This window comes from Stenotrophomonas panacihumi, assembly GCF_001431645.1.
GTDB classification, from domain to species: Bacteria; Pseudomonadota; Gammaproteobacteria; order Xanthomonadales; family Xanthomonadaceae; genus Stenotrophomonas_A; species Stenotrophomonas_A panacihumi.
Genome location: NZ_LLXU01000106.1, coordinates 1 through 26,336 on the forward strand (window position 1 = coordinate 1; position 26,336 = coordinate 26,336).

The 26,336-nt window shown below is 69.5% G+C and carries 22 protein-coding genes and 1 riboswitch; of the genes, 9 read left to right on the forward strand and 13 right to left on the reverse strand.

Going from position 1 to position 26,336, the window contains the following annotated elements; all coding sequences use genetic code 11:
• Positions 1-88: 88 nt before the first annotated feature.
• Entirely contained in the window at positions 89-1,855 is a 1,767-nt protein-coding gene (locus ARC20_RS13725) for an EAL domain-containing protein (protein WP_057648074.1), read from the reverse strand.
• 5 nt (positions 1,856-1,860) lie between these two features.
• Positions 1,861-3,963 (reverse strand): sensor histidine kinase, encoded by a 2,103-nt coding sequence (locus ARC20_RS13730; protein WP_057648075.1) that lies wholly within the window; start codon positions 3,961-3,963, stop codon positions 1,861-1,863.
• Positions 3,964-4,130: 167 nt separating this feature from the next.
• On the opposite strand from ARC20_RS13730, the gene ARC20_RS13735 reads away from it, so the two are divergent.
• On the forward strand, positions 4,131-6,911 hold the full coding sequence (locus tag ARC20_RS13735; RefSeq protein ID WP_057648077.1) for an EAL domain-containing protein: 2,781 nt from the start codon (positions 4,131-4,133) through the stop codon (positions 6,909-6,911).
• 89 nt (positions 6,912-7,000) lie between these two features.
• Positions 7,001-7,549, forward strand: a complete 549-nt coding sequence (locus ARC20_RS13740; RefSeq protein WP_057648079.1) for a DinB family protein — start codon at positions 7,001-7,003, stop codon at positions 7,547-7,549.
• Positions 7,550-7,568: 19 nt separating this feature from the next.
• On the opposite strand, the gene ARC20_RS13745 is transcribed toward ARC20_RS13740, so the two are convergent.
• The 7 genes from ARC20_RS13745 to ARC20_RS13775 form a co-directional block, all read right to left on the reverse strand.
• Positions 7,569-7,997, reverse strand: a complete 429-nt coding sequence (locus ARC20_RS13745) for a hypothetical protein (protein WP_146165789.1) — start codon at positions 7,995-7,997, stop codon at positions 7,569-7,571.
• 95 nt (positions 7,998-8,092) lie between these two features.
• Positions 8,093-8,287 (reverse strand): hypothetical protein, encoded by a 195-nt coding sequence (locus tag ARC20_RS13750; RefSeq protein WP_057648082.1) that lies wholly within the window; start codon positions 8,285-8,287, stop codon positions 8,093-8,095.
• Between the two features lie 82 nt (positions 8,288-8,369).
• Positions 8,370-9,560 carry a methyl-accepting chemotaxis protein gene (locus ARC20_RS13755; RefSeq protein WP_057648085.1) on the reverse strand — a complete coding sequence of 397 codons (1,191 nt, stop codon included), beginning with the start codon at positions 9,558-9,560 and terminating at the stop codon, positions 8,370-8,372.
• 306 nt (positions 9,561-9,866) lie between these two features.
• Positions 9,867-10,481, reverse strand: coding sequence for a high frequency lysogenization protein HflD (hflD, locus tag ARC20_RS13760; protein ID WP_057648087.1), 615 nt, complete (start codon positions 10,479-10,481; stop codon positions 9,867-9,869).
• On the reverse strand, positions 10,478-11,620 hold the full coding sequence (mnmA, locus tag ARC20_RS13765) for a tRNA 2-thiouridine(34) synthase MnmA (RefSeq protein ID WP_057648089.1): 1,143 nt from the start codon (positions 11,618-11,620) through the stop codon (positions 10,478-10,480). The genes hflD and mnmA overlap by 4 nt, the downstream gene beginning before the upstream one ends.
• On the reverse strand, positions 11,617-12,069 hold the full coding sequence (locus ARC20_RS13770; protein ID WP_057648090.1) for an NUDIX hydrolase: 453 nt from the start codon (positions 12,067-12,069) through the stop codon (positions 11,617-11,619). The genes mnmA and ARC20_RS13770 overlap by 4 nt, the downstream gene beginning before the upstream one ends.
• The gene (locus ARC20_RS13775; protein ID WP_057648092.1) at positions 12,069-12,581 is read right to left on the reverse strand and encodes a hypothetical protein; all 513 of its coding nucleotides are present in this window, start codon (positions 12,579-12,581) and stop codon (positions 12,069-12,071) included. The genes ARC20_RS13770 and ARC20_RS13775 overlap by 1 nt, the downstream gene beginning before the upstream one ends.
• A gap of 89 nt (positions 12,582-12,670) precedes the next feature.
• On the opposite strand from ARC20_RS13775, the gene clpS reads away from it, so the two are divergent.
• Both clpS and clpA read left to right on the forward strand, forming a co-directional pair.
• On the forward strand, positions 12,671-12,991 hold the full coding sequence (clpS, locus tag ARC20_RS13780) for an ATP-dependent Clp protease adapter ClpS (protein ID WP_057648093.1): 321 nt from the start codon (positions 12,671-12,673) through the stop codon (positions 12,989-12,991).
• A 157-nt stretch (positions 12,992-13,148) separates the two neighbouring features.
• On the forward strand, positions 13,149-15,437 hold the full coding sequence (clpA, locus tag ARC20_RS13785) for an ATP-dependent Clp protease ATP-binding subunit ClpA (protein ID WP_057648096.1): 2,289 nt from the start codon (positions 13,149-13,151) through the stop codon (positions 15,435-15,437).
• 139 nt (positions 15,438-15,576) lie between these two features.
• Here the strand turns inward: clpA and infA are convergent, their stop codons facing one another.
• The 4 genes from infA to trxB form a co-directional block, all read right to left on the reverse strand.
• The gene (gene infA / locus ARC20_RS13790; RefSeq protein WP_004425677.1) at positions 15,577-15,795 is read right to left on the reverse strand and encodes a translation initiation factor IF-1; all 219 of its coding nucleotides are present in this window, start codon (positions 15,793-15,795) and stop codon (positions 15,577-15,579) included.
• Between the two features lie 103 nt (positions 15,796-15,898).
• Positions 15,899-16,630 (reverse strand): leucyl/phenylalanyl-tRNA--protein transferase, encoded by a 732-nt coding sequence (gene aat, locus ARC20_RS13795; RefSeq protein WP_057648098.1) that lies wholly within the window; start codon positions 16,628-16,630, stop codon positions 15,899-15,901.
• Positions 16,631-16,635: 5 nt separating this feature from the next.
• Positions 16,636-17,772 carry a GNAT family N-acetyltransferase gene (locus ARC20_RS13800; protein ID WP_057648100.1) on the reverse strand — a complete coding sequence of 379 codons (1,137 nt, stop codon included), beginning with the start codon at positions 17,770-17,772 and terminating at the stop codon, positions 16,636-16,638.
• A gap of 7 nt (positions 17,773-17,779) precedes the next feature.
• Positions 17,780-18,748, reverse strand: a complete 969-nt coding sequence (gene trxB, locus ARC20_RS13805; protein WP_057648102.1) for a thioredoxin-disulfide reductase — start codon at positions 18,746-18,748, stop codon at positions 17,780-17,782.
• Between the two features lie 289 nt (positions 18,749-19,037).
• On the opposite strand from trxB, the gene ARC20_RS13810 reads away from it, so the two are divergent.
• The 5 genes from ARC20_RS13810 to crcB all read left to right on the forward strand — a co-directional run bounded on the left by ARC20_RS13810 (position 19,038) and on the right by crcB (position 26,125).
• Positions 19,038-21,392 (forward strand): DNA translocase FtsK, encoded by a 2,355-nt coding sequence (locus tag ARC20_RS13810; RefSeq protein ID WP_057648104.1) that lies wholly within the window; start codon positions 19,038-19,040, stop codon positions 21,390-21,392.
• 86 nt (positions 21,393-21,478) lie between these two features.
• On the forward strand, positions 21,479-23,410 hold the full coding sequence (locus ARC20_RS13815) for a DUF3857 domain-containing transglutaminase family protein (protein WP_057648112.1): 1,932 nt from the start codon (positions 21,479-21,481) through the stop codon (positions 23,408-23,410).
• Between the two features lie 78 nt (positions 23,411-23,488).
• On the forward strand, positions 23,489-24,112 hold the full coding sequence (gene lolA / locus ARC20_RS13820; protein ID WP_057648106.1) for an outer membrane lipoprotein periplasmic chaperone LolA: 624 nt from the start codon (positions 23,489-23,491) through the stop codon (positions 24,110-24,112).
• 142 nt (positions 24,113-24,254) lie between these two features.
• Positions 24,255-25,544, forward strand: coding sequence for a replication-associated recombination protein A (locus tag ARC20_RS13825; protein ID WP_108143335.1), 1,290 nt, complete (start codon positions 24,255-24,257; stop codon positions 25,542-25,544).
• A gap of 1 nt (position 25,545) precedes the next feature.
• Positions 25,546-25,613, forward strand: a riboswitch (Fluoride riboswitch).
• A 104-nt stretch (positions 25,614-25,717) separates the two neighbouring features.
• Positions 25,718-26,125: a fluoride efflux transporter CrcB gene (gene crcB / locus ARC20_RS13830; protein WP_057648110.1), complete on the forward strand. Its 408-nt coding sequence runs from the start codon at positions 25,718-25,720 to the stop codon at positions 26,123-26,125.
• Positions 26,126-26,336: the final 211 nt, after the last annotated feature.

The window sequence follows — 26,336 nt, forward strand, 5'->3', positions numbered from 1 at the left end:
GGAAAGGGCCTGCCCCCGGTCACCCCATGCATCACGTCAGCGGATGCGAAGTGCGGGGGATGCGGGCTCGTTGTGATGGGCTGAAGTTTCAGCCCTCGTCGCCGAATGCGCCGTCGCGTCCCATTGCCCCGGCACCATCACGGCCCTTGCGCAGTTCGTCGTGCGTGCGGAAGGCCTGGCGGATGTGTTCGCGCAGTTCGTCGTCGTTCCAGGGCTTGGTCAGGAAACGGTAGATCGCGCCGCGGTTGATCGCTTCGGTCACGGTGGCCAGGTCGGTATAACCGGAAAGCACCAGGCGCACGGTGTCCGGGTAGAGCATCTTCACCCGGCCCAGGAATTCGGTGCCGCTCATGTCCGACATGCGCTGGTCCGACAGAATCACCTGGACGTCGTTGGTGGCGAGCAGGTCGAAGGCGTCGCGGACGTTGCCGGCCGCCAGGATGCGGTAGCCGTCGCGGCGGAACAGGCGCACCAGCGAACGCAGGACGTTCTCTTCGTCGTCCAGCAGCAGCAGGGTGCGGTCGGGGCGGGTTTCGGCGAAGGATTCGGGGCGCAGGTAGCGGCGGCGCAGCGCCATGCCCGCCGATTCGGCCGACATCGGTTCGCCGAACATGTAACCCTGGAAGATGTCGCAGTCGTTGCGGCGCAGGAAGCCGAGCTGGGCCTGCGATTCGACGCCGTTGGCGATCACCGTCATGCCCAGCTGGTGGCCCATGGCGATGATGGCGCGGGCGATGGCCGCCTCGCGGCTGCCGGCCGGGGCGCTCTTGATGAAGCTGCGGTCGATCTTCAGCCGGTCCACCGGGTAGCGCACCAGCGCGCTCAGGCTCGAATCACCCGTGCCGAAGTTGTCCAGGCTCAGGCTGATGCCTTCGTTGCGCAGGTTGGCCATCGTCTCGTGGACGAAGTTGACGTTGTTGGTCAACGCGCTCTCGTTGATCTCCAGCGTCAGCGCGCTGGTCGGCACGCCGCTGGATTGCAGGGTGGACAGCACTTCGTTGAAGAAGCTCGGGCGCAGCAGCTGCAAGGTGGAGACGTTGACGGCGATGTTGAAGTCGTCGAAGCCCTGGTCGCGCCATTGCCGCGCCTGCTTGATGGCGTTCTGCAGCACCCATTCGCCCAGCTGCACGATCACGCCCAGCCGCTCGGCGGTGCGCATGAAACGCTCCGGCACCAGCATGCCCAGGGTGGGCGATTGCCAGCGCAGCAGCGCCTCCATGCCGACGATGCGGCCGTCGCGCGCGCTCACCAGGGGCTGGTAGCGCAGGCGCAGTTCGCCATGCGGGATGGCATCGACGATCTGCCGGGCGATGATGCTTTCGCTGTGCGCGCTGGCCGGCGAGTTGCGCGCGTACACGCGCACGGTGTTGCCGCCTTCGCGGCCGGCCTGGTAGTTGGCTTCCTCGGCGTGGTCGAGCAGGGTGGAGACCTGCGTGCCGTGCTCAGGGCACAGGCTGATGCCCACCGTGCCGGTCATGAACAAGGTGTACGGCAGCACCGAGAGCGGCAGTTCGATCTGCTGGCGGATGTCCTCGGCGAAGTCTTCCGGCAGCAACGCGGCGTCGTTGCGCGGGGCGACGATCACCATCTCGTCGCTGCCGTGGCGCCACAGGCGGCCGCGGGTGCCCAGGTGCGCCTGCAGCCGCTGGGCCAGCAGGGCGAGCGCCTGGTCGCCGACCTCGGCGCTCATGTTCTCGTTGATCGAGGCGAAGTGGTCGATGTCCAGGTGCAGGATCATCAGCGGCGCGCCCCCGGAGGCGGCGGCGTCGACCAGTCTCAGCAGTTCGGGGTTGCCTGCGCCCAGGCGTTGCGGTTTGTTGGCTTCCAATCCGGGCGGCAGTGCGGGATTCCACATCGGGTTCAACGTCCGTTGTCGCTGGCCACCGGTTCGCCGGTGGCCTGGTAGGGCAGGTGCAGGCGCACGCGCGTGCCGGCGCCTGGGGCTGATTCTATCGTCAGGGTGCCACCGGCCGTCTGTGCGCGTTCGCGCATAACGACCAGCCCGAGGCCGCGCGGGCCTTCCGGTTCGAAGCCGTCGCCATCGTCGTTGACTTCCAGGTACAGGCCGCCGCGTTCGTGGTCGCGCAGCAGCATGTTGACCTCGCCGGCGCAGGCATGGCGCAGCACGTTGGTCAGGCTTTCCTGGGCGATGCGGAAGCAGGCCTGTTCGATTTCGTTGCTCGGCCGCTGGCGCAGGGACTGGATGTCCATCTCCAGCCGCTGCGGCTTGCCGCGGAACAGCGTGGAGGCCTGCCAGCGCAGCGCGGCCTCCAGGCCAAGCGCGTCGAGCTGCGGCGGGCGCAGCAGCATGGAGAGGTTGCGCAGCTTGGTCACCGTGGTGTCGGCCAGGTCGACGACTTCCTGCAGGTTGTCGCGGCGGGCGTCTTCCTCGTCCTCTTCCATCGCCGCATGCGCGGACAGCTTCATCGCGGTGATCGCCTGGCCGATGTCGTCGTGCAGGTCGCGCGAGATCGCCCGGCGCTCGTCCTCCTGCAGCGAGAACAGGCGCTTGGCCATGGCCTGCAGTTCGTGGTTGCTGGCCGCCAGGGCGTCGCGCATGCGCTCGGGGTCGCTGAGGTCGCGCACCACCATCAGCCGGCAGTCGCGCCCGCCGTAGCGCACCGCGCCGATCGACAGCCCGGCCTGGAACTGCGTCTGGTCGCGCCGGCGCATGCGCCGGGCCGGGGAGAATTCGGCGCGCGGGGTGTCGGCGGCGAGCTGCTCGCGCACCAGCGGCAGGTCGGCTTCGGCCACCAGCGCGGACAGCGGTTCGCCCAGCAGCGATTCGCCGGCATAGCCGAACTGGCCCGCGCAGGCCGGGTTGGCATACATGACGCGCTCGTCGGAGAGGATCATCACGCCGTCGGGCAGCACCCGCACCAGTTCGCGGAACTGTTCCTCGCGCTCGCGCAGCAGCCGGCGCGACTGCTCGCGCTCGGTGACATCCTGCAAGGTGCCGTGCACGCGCCGGCGGCCGTCCGGGCCAATGCCACTTTCGGCGCGCAGGTGGACCATGCGCGCCTGGCCGTCGCCGGCGATCAGCGGCAGCAGCACGTCGATCTGCACGGCGCCGCTGCCGCACATGTCGTCGATCAGCCGGTCGATGCGCACCTGCGTGACCAGGTCCACGCCGGCCAGCAGCTCCTCGAAGCGATGCCAGCGCTGCGTCTCGGGCAGCGGGCGGGCGACGATGCGGTAGACCTGCGGGGAGAAGCGGCCCAGGCCGGTGGCCGGATCCAGTTCCCACGAGCCCAGCCGCGCCACGCTCTGGGCTTCTTCGAGCAGCTGCAGCAGTTCCGCGCGCTGGCGCTCGGCGCGACGCTCGGCGCTGCGGTCGATGGCCACCACCAGCCGCGCCTGCCCGCCGGGCACCGCCAGCGGGCTGCTGCGCACTTCCACGTCGCGCAGGCCGTCGCGGGTGACCAGCGGCTCGGTGAGCACGCAGTTTTCGTCCGGCAGCGAGCGCAGGTGCTCGATGACTTCGGAGAAGCGCGCCTGTTCGCTGGCGGGCCACACGGCATCCAGGTGCAGGGCGAGGAATTCCTCGCGGGTATGGCCGAAGAAGGTGAGCGCGGCGGGGTTGGCGTCGAGGATGCGCAGGGTCTGCAGGTCGTAGGCCCATATCGGCACGGGCAGGGCATGGAACTTCTCGTGCAGCAGCGCGACCGAATGCACCAGGGTGTCGTGTTCGCGGCCGAGCACGGCGGCCAGCCGGCGCAGGCCGTAGTGCAGCAGCAGGGCCGAGACCACCACCAGCACCGCGCCGTCCAGCCCGAGCAGGCGATGGAACTGCGCCGCGTCCGGGCGGGCCAGGCGCACGAGCGTGTCGCCGGCCAGCAACCAGGTCAGGCCCAGCGCCAGGTACGCCCCGGTCAGTGCCCAGATGCCGGTGCGCAGGCGCGCTGCCAGGCGTTGGCCGGACAGGGACTTCGGCGGTGCGGGGCGGCTGCGATCGTCGGGCATGGGGGCGAGGGCGCCAGCGGGCATCGCCCCATCTTAGTGCGTCCGTCACGGTTTGCGGGCGGAGGGCCCGGCCCGGCGGCTGACCGGCTCAACTATTTCCGGGGACGGCCGTTAACCATCACGTCCCCCCCGTCCCCCGGGGGGCCAGAGAAGCGGAGCTTCCCAGCGTGGATCCAGGCGTCATCGCAAGCTTGTTGCAGCATCCGCTCACCTCCGCGGTGGTGGTGCTGGATCCGCATGGGCGTCCCTTGGCGGCCAACTCGGCCGCGCAAGCGCTCGGCCTGCCGGCCACGCTGGCGCTGTATGTGGAGCAGCTCGCCGACAACCGCGAGCGCCTGCGCCGCGAAGGCGGCATGGTCGCCTGCGTGCTGCCCAGCGGCAGCGGCCAGTGGGACGGCTGGCTGCGCGGCGTGCGCGACGAACACGGCGAGCTGATCGCCTTCACCCTGAGCATTCCCGAGCCGGCCGGCGCGGTGGCCAGCCGCTGGGAAATCGGCCTGGACAGCGCCGAGCACGGGCTGTGGGACTGGGACATCGCCGCCGACATCGTCTACCGCTCCGAGCGCTGGAAACGCATGCTCGGTTACGACGACCAGAGCCTGCCGGGCAACCTGGCCGCGCTCTCCGAGCTGATGCACCCGGAAGACCATCCGCGCGTCAGCGCCGCCGTGCATGCGCACCTGGCCGGCGAGACCGACAGCTACACCGCCGAATTCCGCCTGCGACAGCGCGACGGCGAATGGCGCTGGATCCTGGACCGTGGCCGCGTCGTCTCGCGCACGGCCGACGGCCGGCCGCTGCGCATGCTCGGCACGCATACCGACATCCACGAGCACAAGCTGCTCGAACAGCAGCTGCGCGAGCAGCAGGCGCAGCTGGAAGAGGCGCAGCGCATCGCCAGCATGGGCAGCTGGAGCTGGGATTGCCGGCGCGACCGGCTGTGGCTGTCGGACGATTTCATCGGCCAGCTCGCGCTGCCCGAGCCGCCGCCGCGACGCGCGCGCCGGGTGCTGCAGCAGTTCGGCGCCGAAGCCCGCGCCACCCTGCGCAACGCCTGGCGCCGCCTGCGCAAGTTCGGCGAGCCGCTGCATTTCGAACTGGAACTGGGCGTGGCCGGGCAGTCGCCGCAGCACCTGCGGGTGTGGGCGCAGCCGGTGTTCGATGGCGATGGCATCCTGCAGCGGCTGGTCGGCCAGGTGCAGAACGTCACCGAACAGCGCCAGACCGATGCGCTGATCCGCTGGCGCACCGAACTGCTCAACCGCGTCTCGGCGCTGGGCCGCATCGGCGGCTGCGAGATCGAGGTCGATACCCGGCGCATGCAGTGGACCGAGGAGTGCTACCGCATCCACGGCCTGCGCAAGGAACCGATCACCCTGGAGCAGGCGCTTTCGCTGTACACCCAGGATTCGCGCGACACCTTCGAGGCGGCGCTGATGCGCATCGCCGACGGTGGCCTGCCCGAGCAGCTGGAGCTGTGCTTCTACCGCAACTCCGGCCAGCGCGTGTGGGTGCAGGTGCTGATCGAGCTGGACCGCCGCGAGGGCCTGCCGCCGCGCTTCGTGGTGCTGTTCCGCGACATCAGCCGCGAGCGCGAGGCCAACGAGCGCATCGAGCTGCTGGCCCATTACGACCGCCTGACCGGCCTGCCGAACCGCTTCCTGCTGCGCGAGCGCGCCGAGGAAGCCATGGCCGAGGCGCGCGAGCGCGGGCAGACGCTGGCGATGCTGCTCATCGACCTGGACGGCTTCAAGAGCATCAACGACTCCTTCGGCCACGCCACCGGCGACACGCTGCTCAAGCTGGCCTCCACGCGCCTGCACCAGCAGCTGCGCAACAGCGACCTGTTCGGCCGCTTCAGCGACGACGAGTTCGTGGTGGTGCTGCGCGACCTGGCCGAGCCGGAAGACGCCGGCCACGTGGCGCGCAAGCTGCTGGCCGCGCTGACCGAGCCGCTGCGCAAGGACCACATCACGCTGAAGGTGAGCGCCAGCATCGGCATCGCCTTGCAGGCGCCGGAGCTGGAGGATTTCGACAACCTGCTGCGCGCCTCGGACGCGGCGATGTACGCGGCCAAGGAATCGGGCCGCAACACCTTCCATTACTACAGCCAGGACGTGCTGCTGCGCGCGCAGCGCCGCCTGGAGCTGGAACACGCGCTGCACGGCGCGCTGGACCGCGAGGAATTCTCGCTGGTGTACCAGCCGCTGGTGCCGACGGCGGGCGAGAGCGCGCCGGCGATCGAGGCGCTGCTGCGCTGGCATCGCCCGGGGCATGGCTTCTGCAGCCCGGCCGAGTTCATTCCCATCGCCGAGGAATGCGGCGAGATCGTGCGCCTGGGCGACTGGGTGCTCGGCGAGGCCTGCCGCCAGGCGGTGCTGTGGGACGAGATGGGCCTGCAGTTCAGCCGTATCGCGGTGAACGTGTCGGCCGTGCAGCTGCGCGACCGCGGCTTTGCCGAGCGCGTGCTGGAGATCTGCCGCGCCAATGGCTGGTTGCCGCAGCGCCTGGAGCTGGAGCTGACCGAGTCGGCGCTGATCCGCGACAGCGAGGCGCTGCGCCGCTGCTTCGACCTGTTCGAGCAGAACGGCGTGCTGCTGGCGGTGGACGACTTCGGTACCGGCTTCTCCAACCTGCACTACCTCAACCGCTTCCCGGTGCAGCGCCTGAAGATCGACCGCAGCTTCGTGCAGGGCATGCTGGCCGATGCCAATACCGCCGAGGTGACGCAGGCCATCGTGCACCTGGGCCACGCGCTGGGCATGCAGGTGGTGGCCGAGGGCGTGGAGACGGTGCAGGAAGACGCGCTGCTGCGCCAGCAGGGTTGCGACGAGATCCAGGGCTACTTCTACTCGCGGCCCCTGGCGCCGCGCGACCTGGCGCAGTGGCTGCGCGAGGCCGAAGTGGGGGGGCGGCTGGGGCAGCGGCTGACGCTGGCCACCGGCTGAGACCTGGGCCCCGTCGCGACGCACGCTTGCAACCCCCCTCCCTGGAGGGGGTTTCTTTTTGCGCCGCCTCCGGGGCGACAATGACGGCCATGCACCGTACCGATCTCATCCGCCAGATGGCGGCCTACAACCAGTGGATGAACGACAAGCTGCTGCTGGCCGCGGCGCGGCTGGATCCGGCCGCGCTGGTCGCCGACCGTGAGGCGTTCTTCGGCTCGATCCTGCGCACGCTCAACCATCTGGTCATTGCCGACACGATCTGGCTGCAGCGCTTCGCGCGCCATCCGGCCGCGCATGCCGCACTCGACCCGGTGCGCGCGTTGCCCGCGCCGAATTTCTCCGATCTGGATCGCTACACGGAATTGCCGGCGCTGGCGGTGCATCGCCGCTGGCTGGACGCGCTGATCGTCGCATGGGCCGAATCGATCGACGACCCGGACCTGGACGTGGCGCTGCACTACGCGAACTCGCGGGGCGTGGTGTCCGACAAGGACTTCTTCGGCCTGCTGGCGCACTTCTTCAACCACCAGACCCATCATCGCGGGCAGGTGACGACGCTGTTCTCGCAGGCGGGCGTGGATGTCGGGGTGACGGATCTGCTGGCGCTGTTGCCGGAGCAGGGGCAAGTGCAGGGCTGAACGCGCCTTCGATGGGCGATCAGCCTTCGACGGCGTTGCCGAACGCCAGGGCGGTGGCCTTGCGGTCGCCGACCAGCGCGCCGCGCATGCGGGCTTCGGTCAGCGGGCGGACGACCCACTGCACGTCGACCGGTCCGCTGCCGGCCTGCAACATGGCGATCGCAAGAAAGTAGCTCGGTCCCGGCCCGACGCAGTACCAGAACGCGTCGCCGCCATACGGGTCACCGCGGAAGGCAAGCTCGAGGACGGGATCCCGACGGCGCAAGCCGGAGCGCTCTTGGTGCATCTTCACCACCTTCAGTTCCGCGCCGCTGATCGGGCCAAGCTCTGTCTGGAACGTCTGGCGCGCGAAGCTCTGGCGCAATTCCCGCTCGATGCGCCGGTTTTCGTGCCGCCAGAGGTACCCGACGGCGACGGCGATCAATGCAAAGAAAAAGAAAACGATCAACGATGCCCCTGCGGCCGCTTGGTGCGTGCATCTGGGCCCATCATATCCGCGCGGCGGGGAGTGCGGCGCCACGCTGGCGCAGGCCCGATATGCCCTCAACCCGGCGGCAGGTCGTCCCCGGTCAATCCCAGGTCCCACGCCACGTGCGCCAGCAGCGGGTCGTTCGCCGGTGCCTGCGCGGGCAACGCCTGCGCCAGCCGCGCCAGTTCGCGGCGCGCCGACGATTCCAGCCGCGCGAAGGCCGCGTGGGTCGTGCCGGGCGCGGGTGAGGGGCGGGACGGATCGGTCATGGGCAGCGTGGCAGGCGAGGGCGGTGGGGCTGTAACGCGAAACCCCGGCCGAAGCCGGGGTTGTGCGAGGACGCGGCGCGGATCAGAACAGCTCGACCGTGCCGGCGCCCATGCCCTGCTGCGACACCGGCTTGTGCGGCGGACGCTCCCATTCGCTGCGCATCTCGCGCAGGCGGCTGCCGACGCGCTGCAGCGCCTGGATCAGGTCGCCGTCGAGCACGCCGCCGTTGCGGTGCAGGAGTTCCTGCAGGGCGACGGCTTCGCGGTTGATGGCGGTCAGGCGGTCCAGGTGGGTATGCACGCCGCTCAGGGTCTGGGTGGCGATGTCCTCGAACTGCAGGGCGCGCACGGCCTCGGCGACGCTGCCGTCGATGGCGCGGGCGCACTCGGAGATCTCGCGCATGCCTTCGCCCAGCGAGGCGTTGATCGCGGCGACGTTCTCGAGCATCGCCGCCGATTCGTGGCGGGCTTCGCGCGAGCGGTCCTGGTGGCGCGAGGCCATGTGCGAGACGGTTTCGCGCACCTTGGCGATGGATTCCTTGGAGCTGTGGGCCAGCTTGCGGATCTGCTCGTTGAAGGTGGTGGAACGCTCGGAGAGGTTGCGCACTTCGTCGGCGACGACCGCGAAGCCGCGGCCCGCTTCACCGGCACGCGCGGCTTCGATGGCGGCGTTCAGGGCGAGCAGGTTGGTCTGGTCGGCGATGGACTTGACGTCTTCCAGCAGGGCGAAGATGCCGTCCAGGTGCTGGGCCATCTCGTCGATGTGGTGGACGGTGGTGTTGCTCTGGCCGCTCACCTGCTCCAGGGCTTCGACCAGCTGTTCCATGCGCGAGCTGGCGTGCTGGGCGAAGCGGGCGACGTCGACGCCGGCGCCGCCGTCTTCACCGGCGCGGTCGACGATGCGGGCCAGGGCCAGGCTCTGCTGGCGCGACTTGCGGTTCATGGCGTCGAAGCTGCCGCCCAGGCCGGCGACGGCCTGGCGGATCAGTTCGCGGGCCCGCTCGACTTCGGCGCGCGAGCCGTCCACTTCGTTGCTGACGAAGCTGCGCAGTTCGTTGAGCAGCTGGTCCTGTTCACGCAGCACGCGCGACTGGTCGGGATGGCGACGGCCCTGCGACCACACGTTCCAGGCGGCGAAGCCCAGCCAGCTCAGGGTGAGCGTGACCAGGATGGCCCAGCGCACGAAGCCAGGCCAGTCCAGCGCCACGGCGAGCGGGAACAGCAGGGTCAAGGCCAGGGGGGCGGCCATACGGATGAGGGGGCGTGAATACATGGGCGTTCTCGGCAGAATCACGATTGCTGTATCGGCCGTACCCCCTCGGTCTTTAGCTCGCGTGTGTGGCTGTTCGGGGTCTATCGCGCTGCGGCCGGGGGCCATGCCCGCTCGGGGGACGCCAAGAACCGCATCCTTGCGGGGCTCGTCGGGCGACGTCCCTGTCGCCCGACGCCCCCGAGCGGGCATGGCCCCCGGCCACCCCACGGATCGCCTCGACCGGTCACGAGAGCGGCAAGGCAAACGCCAAAGCAAAAGCCGTGGCTTGGCCACGGCTTTTGGGGTGGGGTGGTGCTTGCGGGTGGTTTAACGCAGGCCGCGGTCCACCGCTTCGATCATGGCGCGCTTGCCGAACACGAAGTCCCACAGGCTGCCGCCCATCTGCCGCCACAACACCGCCGAGCGCACCGCCGCCAGCAGCAGGGCGCGGATCTCCGCCACCACGTTCGCCTGGCCCAGGTAGTGCGGGTTGCCTTGCACCATCACGCGCGGCTTGAGGTGGCTGATGGTGTCGGCGTAGAGGCCGCCGATGGCGGCCAGCACGTCGGGGTGGCCGCTGTCGCCGAGGTCGCGCGCCTGCTGTTCGGCGCGGGCAATGCCAGCCGAGACGGCCGCCACGGTGGCGTCGTCGCGCACGAAGCGGCGCTCCAGCTGCAGCACGGCCATGGCCAGGCGTGGCAGGACATCGTCCTGGCCCTGGTTGCGGAAGTAGTTGTGCAGCAGGCGCAGCCCGGGGGCGACCTGGTGGCGGTTGCCGTACACGGCTTCCGGCGAGTCGGCGTCGATGCGGAACACGCTGTCCATGGCGGTGCGCACGCTGGCGGCTTCGGAATGGCCGGTCTCGGCGATGCGCCGCACCTGCTGCAGGGCCTGGGCCAGGCCGGCCAAAGCCAGCACGCGGTTGTCCATCGGGGCGGTCATCGAGCCGATACCTCGGTTGCTTGAATTTGGAAAGGGGAAGCCTGCGCCTGCGGGGCGTCGGTGTGGGCGATCACCGCGCCGCCCAGGCATTCGTCGCCGTCATACAGCACCAGCGACTGGCCCGGGGTGACGGCGCGCTGCGGGCGGGCGAAGCGTACGTCCACGCAGCCGTCGTCGCGCACTTCGACGGTGCACGGTTCGTCGGGCTGGCGGTAGCGGGTCTGCGCGGTGCAGTCGAAACGCCGCGCGGGCGGGGCGCCGGCGATCCAGTGCGCGGTTTCCGAACGCAGCGTGGTGGACATCAGCCAGGGGCTTTCGCGGTCCTGGTCGACGTAGAGCACGTTGTTCGCCACGTCCTTGCCCACCACGTACCACGGCGCGGCGGCGCGGCCGCGCACGCCGCCGATGTTCAGGCCCTCGCGCTGGCCCAGGGTGAAATAGAACACGCCCGGGTGCTCGGCGATGCGCACGCCGTGCGGGTCGCGGATCTCGCCGGCCTTGGCCGGCAGGTAGCGGCCGAGGAACTCGCGGAAGTCGCGCTCGCCGATGAAGCAGATGCCGGTGGAATCCTTCTTGGCGTGCGTCTGCAGGCCGGCCTCGCGGGCGAGGCGGCGCAGGTCGGGCTTGTGCAGGTCGCCGATCGGGAACAGCGTGGCAGCCAGCTGTGCCTGCCCGAGCTGGTGCAGGAAGTAGCTCTGGTCCTTGCCGGTGTCCACGCCGCGCAGCAGCCGCCAGCGTCCGCCCGCGTGGGCGACGCGGGCGTAGTGGCCGGTGGCGATGCGCTCGGCGCCGAGTTCGCGCGCCGCGTCCAGGAAATGCTTGAACTTCACTTCACGGTTGCACAGCACGTCCGGGTTCGGCGTGCGGCCGGCGGCGTATTCGGCCAGGAAGTGCTCGAACACGCCCTGCCAGTATTCGCTGGAGAAATCGCGGAAGTGGAACGGGATGCCGAGCCGGCCGCATACGGCGACGGCGTCGCGGCGGTCGTCTTCGGCGCGGCAATCGCCGCTGCCGTCGTCGGCCCAGTTCTGCATGAACAGTCCGGCCACCGCTTCGCCCTGCTGCACCAGGCGCCAGGCGGCGACGGAGGAGTCCACGCCGCCGGACACGCCGACGACGATGCGCGGCGCGGCGCTCACAGCGGCCGCACCAGCGAGAGTGGGTAGCGCTGGCCGCCGAGGTAATCGGCCACCACCTGCCACACCAACGGGCTGCGCAGGCGCGCGGGATCGGCGCGCAGTTCCTCCGGCGTCATCCACGGCGCGGAGAGGATGCCGTCATCCAGCGGGCGGGCCGGGTCATGCGCCACCGGGTCGGCGGCGAAGGCGAAGCGCAGGTAGGGCTCGCCGTCCGGCGCGGTCCACTGGTAGCAGCCGATGAAGGCGGTCAGGCGCACGTCCCAGCCGGTTTCCTCGCGGGTTTCGCGCACCGCCGCTTCCAGCAGCGTCTCGTCCGGTTCGAGGTGGCCGGCGGGCTGGTTGATCACCTCGCGGCCGTCGATGCGCTCGACCACCTGCAGCAGGCGGCCGTCGCGCACCACCACGGTGGCCACGGTGACATGCGGGGCGGGCGGGCGCGGGGCGGCCATCAGAATCGGTCCTTGCCGGGCGTGAGCTGGGCTTCCATCGCATCGGCCGCGCGCGTGGTCGCCTCGATGGCGTCCGAGAGCGAGGCGCCGGCGAGGTCGGCCGGCACGCGGGTGACGTAGATGGCGGTGCCGTCCTGGCGCACCCACGCGCCGAGGATGTTTTCCTGGCCGTCCTGGAGCAGGCGGTTGGCGATGTCGGCCGGCAGCGTGTCGCCCGGCGCCTGGTAGGCTGGCGACCAGATCTCGCGGATTTCCAGCTGGCCGAAGCGCTCGGTGTGCGAGCGGACGTAGGTCACCTGCTGGCGGCCGCCGTCGAGCGCGAACAGCAGGCGGTAGTCGCCATCGCCATCGACCTGCGGCTCCAGCCCGAGCGCACGCAGGCGCTGGCCGAGCGCGGCGTCGGCGCCGGCCTGCGTGGCGGGCGCCTCGGCCTTGGGCGTGGGCGGGGCGGCGAACAACGGCGGGCAGATCGATGCCGCCAACAATGCCGTGGCGACCGGCAGGCGCTTCATCGGGCTTGAAAATCCGGGGGAGGGATCGAATTGTGCGGGGCGGGACGTGAATCGTCCATTCCATCCGCCCCCGCACTTATAATGTCGCGATGCCCCGCAAGCCCTCCCACGAACACGACCACGGCGTACTGGTCGAGACCAGCCGTCCCGAAGTCGCACCGCCGCCGCGCTACCAGGTCCTGCTGCTCAACGACGACTACACCCCGATGGATTTCGTGGTGACCGTGCTGCAGCAGTTCTTCACCATGGACCTGGAAAAGGCCACCCAAGTGATGCTGCACGTGCATACGCGCGGCCGTGGCGTGTGCGGCGTGTACACCCGCGAGGTGGCCGAATCGAAGGTTGCCCAGGTCAACGAGTTCTCGCGGATGAACCAGCATCCGCTGCTGTGCACGATGGAACAGGCCTGAGCCGAGGCCCTCGGCCGCCCCCGGACGGCCGTCCCATCGTTGCAACGCTGTGGCGCGGTTGGCGTACTAACGCCGCGTGAACATGTCTGTCCGATAGGGTTGTGGAAAATCCCGCCCGAAGCCGCATATTGTTGGCATCAGCCGTCGGAGCTTCCCCATGTTCAGCAAAGACCTCGAGCAAACCATTGGCCAGTGCTACAAGCGGGCCCGCGAGGCGCGTCATGAGTTCATGACCGTCGAGCACCTGCTGCTGGCGCTGCTCGACAACCCGTCCGCACAGGCCGTGCTCAAGGCGTGCGGCGCCGATGTCGGCCGCCTGCGCAGCGACCTGGAGCAGGCCATCGAGGCCTCGGTCTCGCGCCTGGCCGAGGACGACGGGCGCGACACCCAGCCCACCCTGGGCTTCCAGCGCGTGCTGCAGCGCGCCGTGTACCACGTGCAGTCCTCCGGCAAGAAGGAGGTCACCGGCGCGAACGTGCTGGTCGCCATCTTCGGCGAGAAGGATTCGCACGCGGTCTACTTCCTCAACCAGCAGGACATCACCCGGCTGGACATCGTCAACTACCTCTCCCATGGCATCGCCAAGCTGGGCGAGGAGGGCGGCGAGGGCCAGGCCTCCGGCGAAGCCGAAGGCAAGGGCGAGGCCGGCGAGGGCGGCGAAGGCAAGGGCGACGCCCTGGCCGAGTTCGCGAGCAACCTCAACGAAGCCGCGCGCGCGGGCCGCATCGACCCGCTGGTCGGCCGCGCGGACGAGATCGAGCGCACCATCCAGGTGCTGTGCCGCCGTCGCAAGAACAACCCGCTGTACGTCGGCGAGGCCGGCGTTGGCAAGACCGCCATCGCCGAGGGCCTGGCCAAGCGCATCGTCGAAGGCGCGGTGCCCGAGGTGCTGGCCGATGCGGTGATCTATTCGCTCGACCTCGGCGCCCTGGTCGCCGGCACCAAGTACCGCGGTGATTTCGAGAAGCGCCTGAAGAGCGTGCTGACCGCGCTGAAGAAGGTGCCCAACGCGGTGCTCTTCATCGACGAGATCCACACCATCATCGGCGCCGGTTCGGCGTCGGGCGGCACGATGGATGCCTCCAACCTGATCAAGCCGGCGCTGGCGTCGGGCGAGCTGCGCTGCATCGGCTCGACCACGTTCCAGGAATACCGCGGCATCTTCGAGAAGGACCGCGCGCTGGCGCGGCGCTTCCAGAAGATCGACATCGTCGAGCCGACGGTGGGCGAGGCGTTCCAGATCCTGCAGGGCCTCAAGCCCCGCTACGAAGCGCACCACGGCGTGACCTACGCCGATGACGCGCTGCAGGCGGCGGTGGACCTGTCGGTCAAGCACATCGGCGACCGCCTGCTGCCGGACAAGGCCATCGACGTCATCGACGAGGCCGGTGCCCGCCAGCGCCTGCTGCCGGAAGGCCAGCGCAAGGAGCTGATCGACATCGAGGAGATCGAGACCATCGTCGCCAAGATGGCGCGCATCCCGGCCAAGCAGGTCAGCGCGACCGACAAGGACGTGCTGCAGCACCTGGAGCGCAACCTCAAGATGGTGATCTTCGGCCAGGACCCGGCCATCGAGACGCTGGCCTCGGCCATCAAGCTCTCGCGTTCGGGCCTGGGCAACCCGGAGAAGCCGATCGGCAACTTCCTGTTCGCCGGCCCCACCGGCGTGGGCAAGACCGAGGTGACTCGCCAGCTCGCGCTGCAGCTGGGCATCGAACTGGTGCGCTTCGACATGAGCGAGTACATGGAGCCGCATTCGGTGAGCCGCCTGATCGGTGCGCCCCCGGGCTATGTCGGCTTCGACCAGGGCGGCCTGCTGACCGAGAAGATCGTCAAGACCCCGCACTGCGTGCTGCTGCTGGACGAGGTGGAGAAGGCCCATCCGGACATCTTCAACATCCTGCTGCAGGTCATGGATCGCGGCATCCTGACCGACACCAACGGTCGCGAGGCCAACTTCAAGAACGTGATCCTGGTGATGACGACCAACGCAGGCGCGGCGCAGGCCTCGCGGCGCACGATCGGCTTCACCCGCCAGGACCATTCCACCGACGCGATGGAGACGATCCGCCGCAGCTTCACGCCGGAATTCCGCAACCGCCTCGACGCGGTGGTGCAGTTCCAGCCGCTGGGCTTCGACCACATCCTGCGCGTGGTGGACAAGTTCCTGATCGAGCTGGAGGCCCTGCTGCAGGAGAAGCACGTCAGCCTGGCCACCACGCCGACCGCGCGCGACTGGCTGGCCCAGCATGGCTTCGACCCGCTGATGGGCGCGCGGCCGATGTCGCGTGTCATCCAGGACAAGATCAAGCGTCCGCTGGCCGACGAGCTGCTGTTCGGCAAGCTGGTCAACGGCGGCAAGGTCAACATCGACGTCAAGGACGGCGAGCTGGTCGTGGAGACGCAGGCCGAGCCGGAGCGCCTGCTGCCGGCGACGGTGGAATAACGGGCACGACAAAACCGGCGGAGTGCGGGGCACTTCGCCGGTTCGAGGGTTTCACCACGAAGGGCGGCCAATGGTCGCCCTTTGTCTTGGTCGCGTCGCGGCCGAGGCCGCGCCTACGGGCGGGGTGACGGCTGCGCCGTCACTTCATGCGGTAGGTGATGCGGCCCTTGGTCAGGTCGTACGGGGTCATTTCAACCTTGACCCGGTCGCCCGTCAGGATGCGGATGTAGTTCTTGCGCATGCGGCCGGAGATGTGCGCGATGATCTCGTGCCCGTTCTCCAGCTTGACCCGGAAAGTGGTGTTCGGCAGTGTCTCGCTGACAGTGCCTTCGAATTCGATGGAATCGTCTTTCGACATGTAATCCTGCGGTTCGGGGATGGCCCTTCGAGGACCCTAAGGGCGGGGATTTTACGCCCCTCGGCGGGCGCGTGCAAAGTTTGCGTTAAACATCATGTGGGTTTCAGGCCAGAACGGCGGCCGGGCGCGTGCCAAAACGGGCGGTCCAGCCGCCTTCCAGCCCCGGCTGCGCCACCAGTGCCTGGACCTGCGCCATGAATGCCGGGCGCGGCAGGTGCCGGGCGCCGAGGCTGAGCAGGTGCGGGTTCTCGACCTGCGCATCGATCAGCGGGCAGCCCTGTTCGTGAAGGAAGCCGGCCAACGCCGCCAGGGCCACCTTGGAGCCGCCGCTGCGCGCGCTGAACATGCTTTCGCCGAAGAACATCCGGCCGATGGCCACGCCGTAGATGCCGCCGGCCAGCGCGTCGGCTTCCCATACCTCCACCGAGTGCGCGTGGCCGAGCCGGTGCAGGTCGCCGTAGGCACGGCGCATCGCCGGCACGATCCAGGTGCCGTCCTGGCCAGGCCGCGGCGCCTGCGCGCAGGCCGAGACCACCGCGTCGAAGGCGGTGTCGGCGCGGACCGTCCATTCGCTGCGCCGCAGGTCGCGGCGCAGCCGCGAGGGCAGGCGGAAGCTGGCGGTATCGAAGGTCATGCGCGGGTCGGGCGACCACCACAGAATCGGCTGGCCGCGCGAGAACCACGGGAAGATGCCATGCGCATACGCGTTGAGCAGCCGGGGCGGGCTCAGGTCGCCGCCGACCGCGAGCAGGCCGTCCGGGTCGCGCAGCGCCTGTTCGACCGGCGGGAACGGCGCCAGCGGGTCGGTATCGAGCAGGGCCGGGTGGCGCGGCATGCCGCTCAGGCCGGGTCGCGGAACGGCGAGTGGGCCCGCAGGTCCTGCATGTAGCGCGCCACCGAGGCGCGTTCCTCCGCGCACCACTGGGCCAGTGGCTCGCGGAAGCCGGGGTCGGCGATCCAGTGCCGGCTGCGCACCTGCGTGGGCAGGAAGCCGCGGGCGATCTTGTGTTCGCCCTGTGCACCGGGTTCGAAGCGCGCCAGCCCCTCGCGCAGGCAGTATTCGATGCCCTGGTAGTAGCAGGCCTCGAAATGCAGCCCGGGCAGCGCCTCGCCGCCCCAGTAGCGGCCGTACAGCGTGTCGGTGCCGTGCAGGCACAGGGCGCCGGCCAGCGGTTCGCCGTCGCGTTCGGCCAGGAACATCACCAGGGCGCGCGGCATCGTGCGCGCCAGGTGCTGCAGGAATTCGAGCGTGAGCGCGGGCGAGTTGCCGTACTCGTGGAAGGTCTTGAGGTAGAAGCGGTGCATCGCGGCGAGGTCGGCCTGGGTGGCTTCATCACCGTGCACCGTGCGCAGCGTGATGCCGGCCTGGCGGACCTTGTTGCGCTCCTGGCGGATGTTCTTGCGGTGCTTGTGGTCCATCGCGGCCAGGAAGGCGTCGAAGTCGTGCCAGCCGGGCTGGCGCTGCCAGTGGTACTGCACATCGTGGCGCAGCAGCCACTGCGCGGCGTGCGCCTCGAAGGCGGCTTCTTCGCCGGCCTCGTGGAAATTCACGTGCGCCGAGGACAGCCCGTGGTCCTCCACCAGCGCGACGATGCCGTCGAGCAGCGCGCGCGCGGCCTCGGCGTCGCGGGCGAGCAGGCGCGGCCCGGTCACCGGCGAGTAGGGCACCGCGCCCAGCCACTTGGGGAAGTATTCCTGCCCGTAGCGCGCATAGGCATGCGCCCAGGCATGGTCGAACACGAACTCGCCGTGCGAGTTGTTCTTCAGGTAACCGGGGGCGGCGGCGATGAGCTCGCCACCGTCCCAGACGGTCAGGTGCAGCGGGCTCCAGCCCCATTTGGGGCGCAGGCAGCCCTGGGTCTCCAGGCCCGAGAGGAAGGCATGGCGGACGAACGGATTGCGTCCGTCATGCAGTGCGTCCCAGGCGGCCGCCGGCAGGTCTTCCAGCCGGCGGTAGCCGCGCACCTCGGCGGCCATCGGCGGCTCAGTCGGCGTGGTCGAGGAAGCGCTCGGCATCGAGCGCGGCCATGCAGCCGAAACCGGCCGAGGTGATGGCCTGGCGGTAATGCTGGTCGGCGACGTCGCCGGCGGCGAACACGCCTTCCACCGAGGTCTCGGTGGCGTTGCCGCCCAGGCCCGAACGGATCTCCAGGTAGCCGTTGTTCATGGCCAGCTGGCCGTCGAACAGCTGGGTGTTCGGGTGGTGGCCGATGGCGACGAAGAAGCCGTGCACCGGGATATCACGCGTGCTGCCGTCCTGCACCGACTTCACCCGCACGCCGGTCACGCCGGCGTCGTTGCCCAGCACTTCGTCCACGGTGTGGTGCCACACCGGCTCGATCTTGCCGGCCTTGACCTTGTCGAACAGCTTGTCCTGCATGATCTTCTCGGCGCGCAGGGTGTCGCGGCGGTGGACCAGGTAGACCTTGCGGGCGATGTTGGACAGGTACAGCGCTTCTTCCACGGCGGTGTTGCCACCGCCGATCACCGCCACGTCCTGGTCGCGGTAGAAGAAGCCGTCGCAGGTGGCGCAGGCGGACACGCCGCGGCCCTTGAAGGTTTCCTCCGACGGGATGCCCAGGTACTTGGCGGTGGCACCGGTGGCGATGATCAGCGCGTCACAGGTGTAGGTGGCGCTGTCGCCGGTCAGGGTGAAGGGGCGCTTGGACAGGTCGGCGGTATGGATGTGGTCGAAGATGACCTCGGTCTCGAAGCGCTCGGCATGCGCCTGCATGCGCGCCATCAGGTCCGGGCCCATCAGGCCGTGGGCGTCGCCCGGCCAGTTGTCCACCTCGGTGGTGGTCATCAGCTGGCCGCCCTGCTGCAGGCCGGTGACGACGACGGGCTTGAGGTTGGCGCGCGCGGCATACACCGCGGCGGTCCAGCCGGCGGGGCCGGAGCCGAGGATCAGGAGGCGGGAATGCTTGGCGGGACTGCTCGGAGAAGCGCTCATATATACTCGCGATCGGAAAGATATGCCGGCACGATCGCCACTTCGGCGTTCGTTCCGCAGGGGGCATAGAGTGGCGATGCGCCACGGTCGAATCAAGGCGCGGCCGGTGGAACTGCGTGGCCTATCGGCGTGGCGTGCCGCCCGCGGTGGCCGCGGCGGGCCACTCGGCAACGCGGGCGGGGCCCGGCAGGGGAGCCCGCCGGCAGGCCCAGGCCGGCATGAGCTGATTCCCGGCGCGCACTCGTTTATTATCAAATACTAAGGTTACCTTCCTAAGGTCTGGAGTCAGGTGGCAAAACAGGTTCCCGAACGTGGCGCGGCTGCCGACACCAAGGCGGCGCGCAAGCCCGTGCCCACGGACAACGCGCGCCGCCAGCGCCTGTGGCGCGATCTGGCGCTGATCGCCATCGCACCGCTGCTGCTGTACCTGCTGGCGAGTCTTTTCACCTATTCGGCCGGTGACCCGGGCTGGTCGCAGACCGGCAGCGTGGTCGCGCCGATCCACAACATGGGCGGCAAGGCCGGTGCGTGGATCGCCGACGTGCTGCTGCAGCTGTTCGGCTATGTCGCCTTCCTGCTGCCGCTGATCCTCGGCGCGGTGGCGTGGATCGCGCTGTTCGGCATGGAGAAGGAAGGGCAGGGCGAGCCCGAGCTCGGCCCGGCGCTGCGCCTGGTGGGCATGGTCGGCTTCCTGATCGCCTCCACCGGCTTCCTGCACCTGCGCCTGTTCTCCGGCGACGTGGCCCAGGCCGGCGGCATCCTCGGCAAGCTGGTCGCCAATTCGCTGCGCGCCGGCTTTGGCCCGCTGGGCAGCAACCTGTTCGTGGTGGTGCTGCTGCTGATCTCCATCACCCTGGCGACCGGGCTGTCCTGGTTCGCGGTGATGGAGCGCATCGGCAAGTGGGTGCTGGCGCTGCCGCCGATGCTGCGCAAGAGCAGCAAGCAGGCCAACGAGTGGCAGCAGACCCGCGCCATGCGCGAGGAACGCGAGGAAGTGCGCAAGGTCGAGGCGGTCAAGCAGGCCAAGCGCGAGCCGGTGAAGATCGAGCCGCCGCCGGCCCCGGTAGTGGAGAAGAGCGAGCGCGCCAAGCGCGAGCAGCAGATCCCGATGTTCCATGGCGTCAACGGCGATGGCTCGGACCTGCCGCCGCTGGCGCTGCTGGACGACCCCAAGCCGCAGGCCAAGGGCTACTCCGAGGAAACCCTGGAGACGCTCTCGCGGCAGATCGAGTTCAAGCTCAAGGACTTCCGCATCGACGCGCAGGTGGTCGGCGCGTATCCGGGCCCGGTCATCACCCGCTTCGAGATCGAGCCGGCGCCGGGCGTGAAGGTCAGCCAGATCAGCTCGCTGGACAAGGACATCGCGCGCGGGCTGTCGGTGAAGTCGGTGCGCGTGGTGGACGTGATCCCGGGCAAGTCGGTGGTCGGCCTGGAAATCCCCAACGTCAGCCGCGAGATGATCTTCCTCTCCGAGCTGCTGCGTTCGAAGGAATACGACAAGTCCGCCAGCCCGCTCACGCTGGCGCTGGGCAAGGACATCGCCGGCCGCCCGACCGTGGCGGACCTGGCGCGCATGCCGCACCTGCTGGTGGCCGGCACCACCGGCTCGGGCAAGTCGGTGGCGGTCAACGCGATGGTGCTGAGCCTGCTGTACAAGGCATCGCACAAGGACCTGCGGATGCTGATGATCGACCCGAAGATGCTCGAACTGAGCGTCTACCAGGGCATCCCGCACCTGCTGGCCCCGGTCGTGACCGACATGAAGGAGGCCGCCAACGGCCTGCGCTGGTGCGTGGCGGAGATGGAGCGCCGCTACAAGCTGATGAGCGCGGTGGGCGTGCGCAACCTGGCCGGCTTCAACAAGAAGGTGAAGGACGCCATCGACGCCGGCCAGCCGCTGATGGACCCGCTGTTCAAGCCGAACCCTGAGCTGGGCGAGGCGCCGCGTCCGCTGGAGACGCTGCCGTTCATCGTCATCTTCATCGACGAATTCGCCGACATGATGATGATCGTCGGCAAGAAGGTCGAAGAGCTGATCGCGCGCCTGGCGCAGAAGGCGCGCGCGGCCGGCATCCACCTGATCCTGGCCACGCAGCGCCCGTCGGTGGACGTGATCACCGGCCTGATCAAGGCCAACATCCCGACCCGCATCGCCTTCCAGGTCAGCTCGAAGATCGACTCGCGCACCATCCTGGACCAGTCCGGCGCCGAGACCCTGCTGGGCCACGGCGACATGCTGTACCTGCCGCCCGGCACCGCCATGCCCGACCGCGTCCATGGCGCCTTCGTCAGCGACGAGGAAGTGCATCGCGTGGTCGAACACCTCAAGGCGACCAGCCCGCCGTCCTACATCGACGGCGTGCTCGACGAGGTGCAGACCATGGGCGACGGCGTGGTGGTCGGCGCGACCGGCCTGCCGGAGAGCAGCGGCGGGGCGGGTGATGAGTCCGACCCGCTGTACGACGAAGCCCTGCGCATTGTCACCGAGACGCGCCGCGCCTCGATCTCCGGCGTGCAGCGCCGGCTGAAGATCGGCTACAACCGCGCCGCGCGCCTGATCGAGGCGATGGAAGCGGCCGGCGTGGTCAGCGCGCCTGAACACAACGGGGACCGCAGCGTCCTCGCGCCGCCGCCGCCGAAGTAAGCTGGGGCCGTCGCCGCGCCCCCACGGCGCGGCCTTGCCGGCGGCCCTGGGCCGCCCTTGCGGAGGTGTGGGTGTCGCGTCTGGTCCTGTGTCTGCTGTGCCTGTGCCTGCCGTGCGCGCCCGCCGCGTTCGCCCAGTCCGCCCCGCGTGCCGCCGCCAATGCGCCTGCCGTGCCCGCCGGGCAGGCGCAGGCCGAGAACAATTTCAGCTACCTGCGTTATCGCGCCGACTACGAGGTGCGCGAGGACTTCAGCAGCGTCGAGACCGACACCTACGACATCCTGCTGAAGACCAAATCGGCGGTGGAGCATTTCAGCCAGGTGCGGCTGAGCTACAGCGAGAAGATGCAGACCATGGAGGTGCTGGAGGCCTACACCACCACCGCCGACGGCGAGCGCCAGGACGTGCCGGCCGACCGCATCTACACCCAGGAAAGCTATTCCAGCGCCGCGGCGGCGATGTACGCCGACCGCAAGGTGCGGGTGATCGTGTTCCCGAACCTGGCCCCCGGCGCGCGCATCACCTACGTGGTGCGACGCACCCAGAACACCCCGTACTTCCCCGGCTATTTCAGCCTGTGGGAGACCTTCAGCGTGTTCTCGCAGTACGAGGACGCCGTGGTCACGCTCACCGCGCCCGAGCGCATGCCGATGAAGGTGTGGTCGCGCGACGTGCAGCCGGTGCGCGGCAAGGCCGGCAAGGGCCAGGCGCGCTGGGAATGGCGCTACAGCCGCCCGCAGCCGCTCAAGGCGCAGAACTGGAGCGCGGCGGCGTGGGAGTTCAGCCCCACCATCATGGCCAGCACCTACAAGGACTGGTCGCAGATGGGCCTGGCGTATCACGCCAAGGCGGGGCAGGCGGCGGCGGTGACGCCGAAGATCCAGTTCCTGGCCGACCGCGTCACCAGCGGCATCACCGACCGCCGCGCGCAGGCCGCCGCGCTGTACGACTGGGTGGCGCGCAACATCCGCTATGTCGCCGTGTACCTGGGCAATGGCGGCCTGGAGCCCAACCCCGCCGAGCACATCGCCGACAGCCAGTACGGCGACTGCAAGGACCACACCGTCATCCTCGAAGCGCTGCTGGCCGCCAAGGGCATCGCCAGCACGCCGGTGCTGATCGGCGCCGATGGCGGGCCCACGTTGCCGGGCATCCCGGTGCTGGGCCGCTTCAACCACGCCATCACCTACCTGCCGGAGTTCGACCTCTACGTCGATTCCACCAACCCGTACGCGCGCTTCGGCCAGCTGCCGGCGTCGGACCTCGGCGCGCCGGTGGTACACAGCGCCGACGGCCGGGTGGCGCGCACGCCGCCGAACGACCGCAGCCGCAACCGCTATGTCGCCCGCAGCGAATACGACTTCCACGCCGATGGCGGCCTGGAGGGCGAAACCACGCTGGACGGCGGGCAGACCGGCGAAGTCGGCATGCGCGCGATGTTCACCCAGCTCAACGCGCAGAACCGCCGGCGCATCGAGGAATCGATCATCGCCCAGGCCGGTTTCGACGGCCGCGGCGAGCTGGAACTGCAGGGCGACCCGCTGGACCTCTCCGCCCCGTTCGCCTACCGCTACCGCTTCCACGCCAACGATTACGTCGACTTCAACCAGGTCGGCGGCATGCGCCTGCCGGACATGCCGGGCGCCGAATCGGCGCGCGAGCTCTACGCCACCACCTCGGCGGAAACCAACGAGGTGCCGTTCTACTGCAACGACAGCGTGCGCGAGGAAACCTACGTGATGGTGTTCCCGCCGGGCGTGCCGATCGCCGCGCTGCCGCGCAGCGCCACGTTCCGCAACCGCGCCGGCGAATACAGCGTGGACTGGCGCCGTGACGGACAGACCGTGACCGCCACCCACCGGCTCGCGCGCAACGCCATCCACGGCCCGCAGGCGCTGTGCCAGCCGCAGGACTACGCGGCCTTCCGCGAACTGTTCCAGCAGGTGCGGCGCGGCTTCCGCGGGCAGGTGGTGTATGGCGACCTGCGGCGGGTGGAAGCCGGGCAGGCCGCGAACTGAACGACGGACGGGCGCCACGCTCGCCCGTTCATCCGCTTGGCGGCAGAATGGCGCCCTCACTTCCACGGATCGACCCCGATGCTGCGCACGCTGCGTTACGCCGTCCTCGCCACCGGCCTGCTGGCCGGCACCGCCTTCGCCGGTGCCCGTGCCGAACTGGACAACTTCACCCGCGGCCTGAAGGGCCTGGACGGGCAGTTCTCGCAGCAGGTGTTCGACCCGTCCGGCAAGGTGAAGGAAACCACCAGCGGCCGCGTGGCGCTCTCGGCGCCGCGCCAGTTCCGCTGGGAGTACACCAAGCCGTACCACCAGCTGATCGTCGCCGACGGCAAGAAGGTGTGGATCTACGACCCGGACCTGCAGCAGGCCACCGTGCGCCCGCAGGGCGAGGAAGAGCGCAACAGCCCGCTGAGCGCGCTGATCGACCCTTCGCGCCTGGCCCAGCAGTTCGACATCAGCGAGGAAGCCGCGCCGCGTGACGGCCTGCAGTGGCTGTCGCTGACGCCGAAGGTCGGCGCCGACGCCACCTTCCAGATCGCCGCGCTGGGCTTCGGCCCGAACGGTTTGGCGCGCATGGAAGTGACCGATGCGATCGGCCAGCGCACCTCGATCCGCTTCGAGGGCTGGAAGCGCAACCCGGCATTCGCCGCCGATACGTTCCGCTTCACCCCGGGCAAGGGTGTGGACGTCGTAGGCGAGTAAGCCACGCCGCATGAGCCCGGGTCGCGGCCCGGGCCACGCCCACGGGTAGAATGAGCGCGTGGCCCGCACCAGAACCCCCACCGAACCCGCGCCCGACCTGCTGAGCGTCGACCAGGACCACCTGCGTCCGCTGGCCGAGCGCATGCGCCCGCACAGCCTTGACGAGATGGTCGGCCAGCGCCGGCTGCTGGCGCCCGGCAGCGCGCTGCGCCGGGCGGTCGAGTCCGGCAAGGTGCACTCGATGATCCTGTGGGGTCCGCCGGGTTGCGGCAAGACGACCCTGGCCCTGCTGCTCGCGCAATACGCCGACGCCGAATTCCGCGCCATCTCCGCCGTGCTCTCCGGCCTGCCGGAAGTGCGCCAGGTGCTGGCCGAGGCCGCGCAACGCTTCGCCGGCGGCCGCCGCACCGTGCTGTTCGTCGACGAGGTGCATCGCTTCAACAAGACCCAGCAGGATGCGTTCCTGCCGCACATCGAGCGCGGCACGATCATCTTCGTCGGCGCCACCACCGAGAACCCCTCGTTCGAACTGAACTCCGCGCTGCTCTCGCGCTGCCGCGTGCACGTGATGGAGGCGGTCTCGCCCACGGACATCCGCGAAGCCTTGCGCCGCGCCCTGCAGGACCCCGAGCGTGGCCTGGGCGAAGACGCCCCGCGCATCACCGAAGAGTTGCTGCTGGAGATCGCCACCGCCGCCGACGGCGACGTGCGCCGCGCGCTGACGCTGCTGGAGATCGCCGCCGAGCTGGCGCAGGACGAGGGCGGCGAGATCACCCCGGGCACGCTCGCGCAGGTGCTGGCCGATCGCACGCGTCGCTTCGACAAGGGCGGCGAACAGTTCTACGACCAGATCTCGGCGCTGCACAAATCGGTGCGCAGCTCCAACCCGGATGCGGCGCTGTACTGGCTGACGCGCATGCTCGATGGCGGTTGCGACCCGGCGTACCTGGCCCGCCGCCTGACGCGCATGGCGATCGAGGACATCGGCCTGGCCGACCCGCGCGCGCAGCAGATGGCGCTGGAGGCATGGGAAATCTACGACCGCCTCGGCAGCCCGGAAGGCGAACTGGCCTTCGCGCAGGTCGTGCTGTACATGGCCAGCACGGCGAAGTCGAACGCCTGCTACGCGGCCTTCAACCAGGCCAAGGCCGACGTGCGCGAGACCGGCACGCAGGAAGTGCCGCTGCACCTGCGCAACGCGCCGACCAAGCTGATGAAGTCGCTCGGCTACGGCGCCGAATACCAGTACGACCACGACGCCGAAGGCGGCATTGCGCTCGACCAGACCGGTTTCCCGGACGCGATGGGCGAACGCGTGTATTACGAGCCGGTGCCGCGGGGGTTGGAGATCAAGCTCAAGGACAAGCTCGACCGCCTGCGCGAGGCGAGGGCGGCCGCGCGGGCTGGCAAGGGCGGGGCGGCGAAGCGATAATCCGCGCACAGGAGATGGCATTCCTCCTCGAACCGCCCGCACGCGTGGGCTGATGATGCCTGCCAAGCCCCCGCCGGGGCGGCAGGTGCGTGCCCCGGCATCGACCGAACGGAGAACCCGATGCTGTCCTTGTCCCGTGTTGTGCCCATGCCCCGCCTGCCGCGGAGGCACGCATGAATCCCGCGATGTTCTGGTCTTCGCTGCTGCTCGCCATGGCGGGCGGCGCGCTCGGTTCCGGCCTGCGTTTCGCCATCGGGGCCACGTTGCTGCAGCGCTTCGGCGCGGGTTTCCCATGGGGGACGTTGACGGTGAACCTGCTGGGTTCGTTCGTCGCCGGTTTCCTGATGGTGTGGCTCGATGGCCGCGGCTCGGCGAGCTGGGCGTGGCGGGCGCTGTTGATCGTCGGGGTGATGGGCGGGCTGACGACGTTCTCGTCGCTGATGATGGAGTGCCTCATGTTCGCGCGCACCGATCGCTCGATGATGGTCGGGGTGTATCTGGGGATCACGCTGGTGTCGGGGTTGGTGCTGGTGTTTCTGGGGGCTCGGGTGGGGATGATGCTGGTGGATGCGAGGGCGTGAGTGCGGGGTTGCGGGTGGCGGTGAGTAGCGCTGGCTTACGGTGCGGGCACCGGCCTGGCGTATAGGGTCGTCACGGCTCGGGATTCGCCGCACGCCGCGGTTTTGGACTTTGTCGTCCGGTCGTGGGGATCTGGAGGGTCTGCGGGGCTGGGGCCTTTTCGGGACCGTTGGCGACATGGATGTCGCCATCGAGCCCCCATGGATGGGTTCA